The 5,482-nt window shown below is 36.7% G+C and carries 5 protein-coding genes; 4 read left to right on the top strand and 1 reads right to left on the bottom strand.

Annotation, left to right across the window (positions count from 1 at the left end):
• Nucleotides 1-385, bottom strand: a 385-nt coding sequence (locus ACY65O_RS04225; protein WP_462219601.1) for a hypothetical protein, incomplete at its 3' end; no start/stop codon positions are given.
• A 209-nt stretch (nt 386-594) separates the two neighbouring features.
• On the opposite strand from ACY65O_RS04225, the gene ACY65O_RS04220 reads away from it, so the two are divergent.
• The 4 genes from ACY65O_RS04220 to ACY65O_RS04205 all read left to right on the top strand — a co-directional run bounded on the left by ACY65O_RS04220 (nt 595) and on the right by ACY65O_RS04205 (nt 5,160).
• Entirely contained in the window at nt 595-1,134 is a 540-nt protein-coding gene (locus tag ACY65O_RS04220; RefSeq protein WP_462219600.1) for an ORF6N domain-containing protein, read from the top strand.
• 235 nt (nt 1,135-1,369) lie between these two features.
• Nucleotides 1,370-2,914, top strand: coding sequence for a YifB family Mg chelatase-like AAA ATPase (locus ACY65O_RS04215; RefSeq protein WP_462219599.1), 1,545 nt, complete (start codon nt 1,370-1,372; stop codon nt 2,912-2,914).
• 152 nt (nt 2,915-3,066) lie between these two features.
• Entirely contained in the window at nt 3,067-4,881 is a 1,815-nt protein-coding gene (locus tag ACY65O_RS04210) for an ABC transporter ATP-binding protein (RefSeq protein WP_462219598.1), read from the top strand.
• A gap of 12 nt (nt 4,882-4,893) precedes the next feature.
• A complete protein-coding gene (locus ACY65O_RS04205; protein WP_462219597.1) occupies nt 4,894-5,160 on the top strand; it encodes a SemiSWEET family sugar transporter in 267 nt (88 codons plus the stop codon).
• Nucleotides 5,161-5,482 lie beyond the last annotated feature (322 nt).

Below are 5,482 nucleotides of genomic sequence, written 5' to 3'. Positions count from 1 at the left end.
CGGGCAAAAAAATATAGCCGGAAACGATGCTGGTTTTTGTTGCAGAATCACCGGCAATTAAAACCAGCAGTTTGTAAGTTTTATTATCTTCCCAGTTATAGAGTATTCCTTTTGGTGTAACCGCCAGGTGCCTGTACTGATCAAAGAGCCGTGTGATTTGTTTTTTACTTTTATTTTTTGACAGGCCTAAAAAAAATTGGTTATCTACGTTTATCAATGCACCCATTCTTTTTGCATCTTTTTTATTTACCAAAATAACATCGGTAATAAATCCTGTCGCCTTTACAGAATCGGGGATCGTATAAAATCCTTGCCGCTGGTTATTTTGCGCCAATACCGGCAAACAAAATGTGATGGAGTAAAAAAACAATAAAAATCTTTTCATAAATATTCAGCTAAGTGAAGGTGATGTACTGCTTATGTGAAGATAAATTTATTAAGTAAGATATAGCTGTTTCAATAAAAGTTAAATATGGAATTTCTTTATTGCCGCCGGTATGTTTAATTAAAGGGGTACTGCAAAAATTATCCGCACTGGTAAAATTTACGGGTACTAATTTTTAAGAAATATTATATTTACATAAAGCAAGTGCAATGGCAAAGAAAGAATTACATGTATTGGTAGCAGAGCAAAAGATATTAAACCGTATATATGTTATACGCAATCAAAAAATAATGCTCGACAAAGACCTTGCGGAGATGTACAGAGTGGAAACAAAGCGTTTAAATGAGCAGGTAAAAAGAAATATAAACAGGTTTCCTAAAGATTTTATGTTTACACTTTCACAAAAGGAATATGAAAACTTGAAGTCGCAAAATGCGACATCAAGTTGGGGAGGAAGGCGAAAATTGCCGAACGCATTTACAGAGCAGGGTGTAGCCATGCTATCAAGTATTTTGAATAGTGATGTTGCTATTGAAGTAAATATTAGAATTATAAGAGTGTTTACAAAACTTCGTGAATATGCACTGACTCATAAAGAAATATTATTGCAGTTAGCAAAACTGGAAAAAGAAGTAAAGGGAAACAGCAAGGATATTGAAAATATTTTTATGGTATTAAAAGAATTGATTGAAAAACAAAGTAAACCAGCACAACCGAGAAATAAAATAGGCTTTAAAAATTACGATTAGCTAAGCCGAAGCTTTAATAAATATTTCAAAAATGATAAAATTCGTGCAACTCCATCATCGCTTCAATAAAAGTTGAATAAGGAATTAATGTTGACGGGCTGCCGGATTACAGCGGAAATCCTTTTGTGAGGCACGAAACAAAAGATTGAAGCGTAAAGCCGGAACCAAAGTTTATTTTTTAGGTATTGCCCACAGCCCCAAATTTTCCTTAATTTCATTTTTATTATTTAAAAATATGTTAGTTAAAACTTTCGGCAGTGCAGTTTACGGAGTAGAGGCCATTACCATTACTGTGGAAGTAAGTGTAAACAACCAGGGTAAAGATTATTTTATTGTAGGCCTGCCTGATAGCGCTGTTAAAGAAAGTTTGCAAAGAGTAGAGAGTGCCATTAAGAGCAATCATTATTTTATGCCACGTACTAAATTAGTGGTAAACCTTGCGCCGGCGGACATACGAAAAACAGGAACGGCATTTGATTTGCCCATAGCCATTGGCACATTGGGTGCAACAGAGCAAATTGAAAATGTAGAAAAATTAAGTGAGTATGTAATTATGGGGGAGCTGAGTTTGGATGGAGCAATACGCCCCATAAAAGGCGCCTTGCCCATTGCCATACAGGCCCGTAAAGAAGGTTTTAAAGGATTGATTCTTCCCAAACAAAATGCAAGGGAAGCTGCGATGGTGAACAATTTAAATGTGTATGGCGTGGGCCACATTAATGAAGTGATTGATTTTTTTAAGGATGAAAATAGTTTACAACCAACAATAGTAAATACAAGAGAAGAATTTGCTAACGCACAAATTGATTTTGAAATTGATTTTTGTGATGTAAAAGGACAGGAAAATATTAAAAGGGCTTTGGAGATTGCTGCAGCAGGGGGACATAACGCCATTTTAATTGGTCCGCCCGGTGCAGGAAAAACAATGCTGGCAAAACGTTTACCTACCATATTGCCGCCACTAAGTTTGCAGGAAGCACTGGAGACAACAAAAATTCACAGTGTTGCAGGTAAGTTACCGGAGAATGCCACCATAATTTCTAAGCGGCCTTTTCGTTCGCCGCACCATACAATTAGTGATGTTGCTTTAGTTGGTGGTGGTGGCAATCCGCAACCCGGCGAAATTTCTTTGGCACATAATGGTGTTTTGTTTTTAGATGAATTACCCGAATTTAAAAGAACGGTTTTAGAAGTAATGCGACAGCCGATGGAAGAAAGAAAAGTAACTATCAGCCGTGCAAAAGCGGCATTGGATTTTCCTGCAAGTTTTATGCTTATCGCAAGTATGAATCCATGCCCCTGTGGTTTTTTTAATCATCCTGAAAAAGAATGTACCTGCGGCCCGGGCATTGTACAAAGATATTTAAGCCGCATATCGGGGCCGTTGTTAGACAGGATTGATCTGCATGTAGAAGTAACGCCTGTTGCATTTAGTGAATTATCATCTAACCACCAATACGAAAAAAGTAAGAGCATACGGGAACGGGTTATTAAAGCAAGAGATATACAACACGAAAGATATAAAAACAATGAAGGCGTATATGCCAATGCACAAATGAGCAGCAAGCAATTAAAAGAAATTTGTATCATCAGTACTGCAGGACAAAATTTATTAAAAGTGGCGATGGAAAAATTAAATTTATCTGCCCGTGCTTACGACAGGATTTTAAAAGTAAGCCGCACTATTGCCGATCTTGCCGCCAGCGAAGATATAAAGCCGGAGCATTTGGCCGAAGCTATTCAATACCGCAGTTTAGACAGGGAAGGATGGGGAGCTTAGATCAATAGGCAATAGTCAACAGGCAATTTGTAGTATTTAATTTGTAGAGTCCTTTGCCCATTGCCAATTGCCCTCTGCCATCTTGCCATAATTAATTTACTTGTACGATATTTGCTTTCCTGAATACTCGTCTGGTTCTATAAATTTTATTTATGAAGATTTTACTGCACTACCTTAAGCCGCACAAATGGCTTGTTGTGTTAACCCTTTTTTTAGCTACCATCAATATTGGTTTTTCTTTGGTTGATCCTATCATCTTAGGTAAGCTGATAAATTTAGCCAACTATCATCAAAATACCAGTAACCTTGGTGAGCAAGATTATTTTTGGGGAAAGTTTGACTGGATAAATAAATTAGGAAGAAAAGAAACGCTGTATGGTATTGTTTGGTTGCTTACTGCTTCCATTACTGTTGCTATGATCAGCCGGATTGCAAAAAATTTCCAGGATTATTTTTTACAGGTGGTAATACAAAAATTTGGCGCAAAGGTTTTTACAGATGGTTTACAACACGCCATGAAATTACCTTACCAGGAATTTGAAGACCAGCGCAGTGGCGAAACACTTTCGGTATTAACCAAAGTAAGAACCGATGTAGAAAAATTTATGATCAGCTGTATCAATATTTTGTTTGGTATAATTGTAGGAATTGTTTTTGTCTTTGTTTATGCAGCACTTTTTATTCACTGGAGTATACCGGTAGCATATCTTGTAGGAATTTTTGTGTTAACGATGATCACTAACCTGCTGAGTAAAAAAATTAAAGTAATACAAAAAACCATTGTGGGGCAAACCACTGCATTGGCAGGTTCTACTACAGAATCGTTAAGAAATATTGAACTGGTAAAAAGTCTTGGCCTTACACAGCAGGAAGTAGGCAGGCTTAATAAAAATACCTATAAAATTTTGGGGCTGGAGTTAACTAAAGTTAAACGCATCCGCAGCATTAGTTTTATACAGGGCACATTAGTTAATACTTTGCGCCAGGTAATTTTATTTATTTTAATGTGGTTGATTTTTCATAAGCAGATGGATGCAGGCCAGCTGGTTACCATGCAGATATTTTCGTTTTTTGTTTTTGGCCCGTTGCAGGAAATTGGAAATATTTTATTGAGTTACCGTGAGGCGGAAGCCTCGTTAAATAATTTTCATAACCTGATGCAGAAGGCACCGGAGCAGGAGCCGCTTAAACCAAAGCCATTAGGCAGCATTGAAACTTTATCTTTTAAAAACGTGGCCTTCCGCCATCAAACAGCATCACAAAAAGCTATCGATAATATTAGTTTTGATGCAAAGCTGGGTGAAACAATTGCCTTTGTTGGCCCCAGCGGTAGTGGTAAATCTACCTTAATGAAATTATTGGTAGGATTATACCGGCCAAAGGAAGGAAAAATATTGTATAATAATTTAGATGAAACAGAAATACATTTTGATGATTTGAGAAATCAAATTGGTTTTGTAACGCAAGACACGAATTTATTCAGCGGCACTATAAAAGAAAATTTATTGTTTGTTAACCCAAAAGCAGATGATGCTTTACTGAATGATGCATTGCAAAAAGCAAGTTGTACCAATTTAGTACAACGTGCCGAAAAAGGGTTAGACACCATGATTGGCGAAGGCGGATTAAAATTAAGCGGCGGCGAAAAGCAACGTTTATCTATTGCACGTGCTTTATTGCGCAAACCGCATTTATTAATTTTTGATGAAGCAACATCAGCATTGGATTCTTTAACAGAGGAGGAAATTACCAATACCATTCGTGATATTTCAGCCTCAAAAGAACAAATAACAATTTTAATTGCTCATCGTTTAAGTACGATAATGCATGCCGACAGAATTTATGTTTTAGAAAAAGGCGAAGTAGTGGAAACCGGCACACACGAATCTTTACTGGAAGAAAAAGGATTGTACTTTGCCATGTGGCGCCAGCAAATTGGCGAAAGAAAAAAAATAACTACCACCTGATAAAAAATAATTATGTCAGTAACATTAATAGGATTTATTGGTACCGCTGCAGGTTTTGTTTCTACCATTACCTTTTTACCACAGGTAATAAAAATATGGAAAACAAAATCGGCGAAAGATCTTTCTTCTCTTACCTTATTCTTTTTATTCTTAAATGTTTCGCTCTGGTTGTTGTATGGCATTCTTATAAACGATTACCCAATCATGGCTACTAATGGCATTGTGCTTTCTATGATTATTGCCATGATATATTTTAAGTGGAAGTTTGACAAAAAGTAAAATCAATTAGACACTAAAATCATACTGTCAGGCCTGAGGCACTCACAAAATTTTTTTAAACTCTTTGCAAATGACAAAACTTCTATTCCATTGGAGTGTCAGGCTGAGCTTGTCGAAGCCGTTGTGCTTCTTTAGAGCCGGTTTCTACAGGCTCAACCTGACATTTTTTTAATCGGATAGATCCCATATCTTATTGGTATAACGTCCCTTTTTAATTGGGTATCTTTGCAGCATGACAGCAGTAAAAAAACCGAAGCCCAATAATTTATTGAGCATTGTTACCATGAAATGCCCACGATGCAGGCGTGGCCCTATGTTTAAC

It is taken from the genome of Ferruginibacter sp., assembly GCF_031430955.1.
In the GTDB taxonomy this organism is placed as follows: Bacteria; Bacteroidota; Bacteroidia; order Chitinophagales; family Chitinophagaceae; genus Ferruginibacter.
This window is presented reverse-complemented; position numbering and strand designations above follow the sequence as displayed.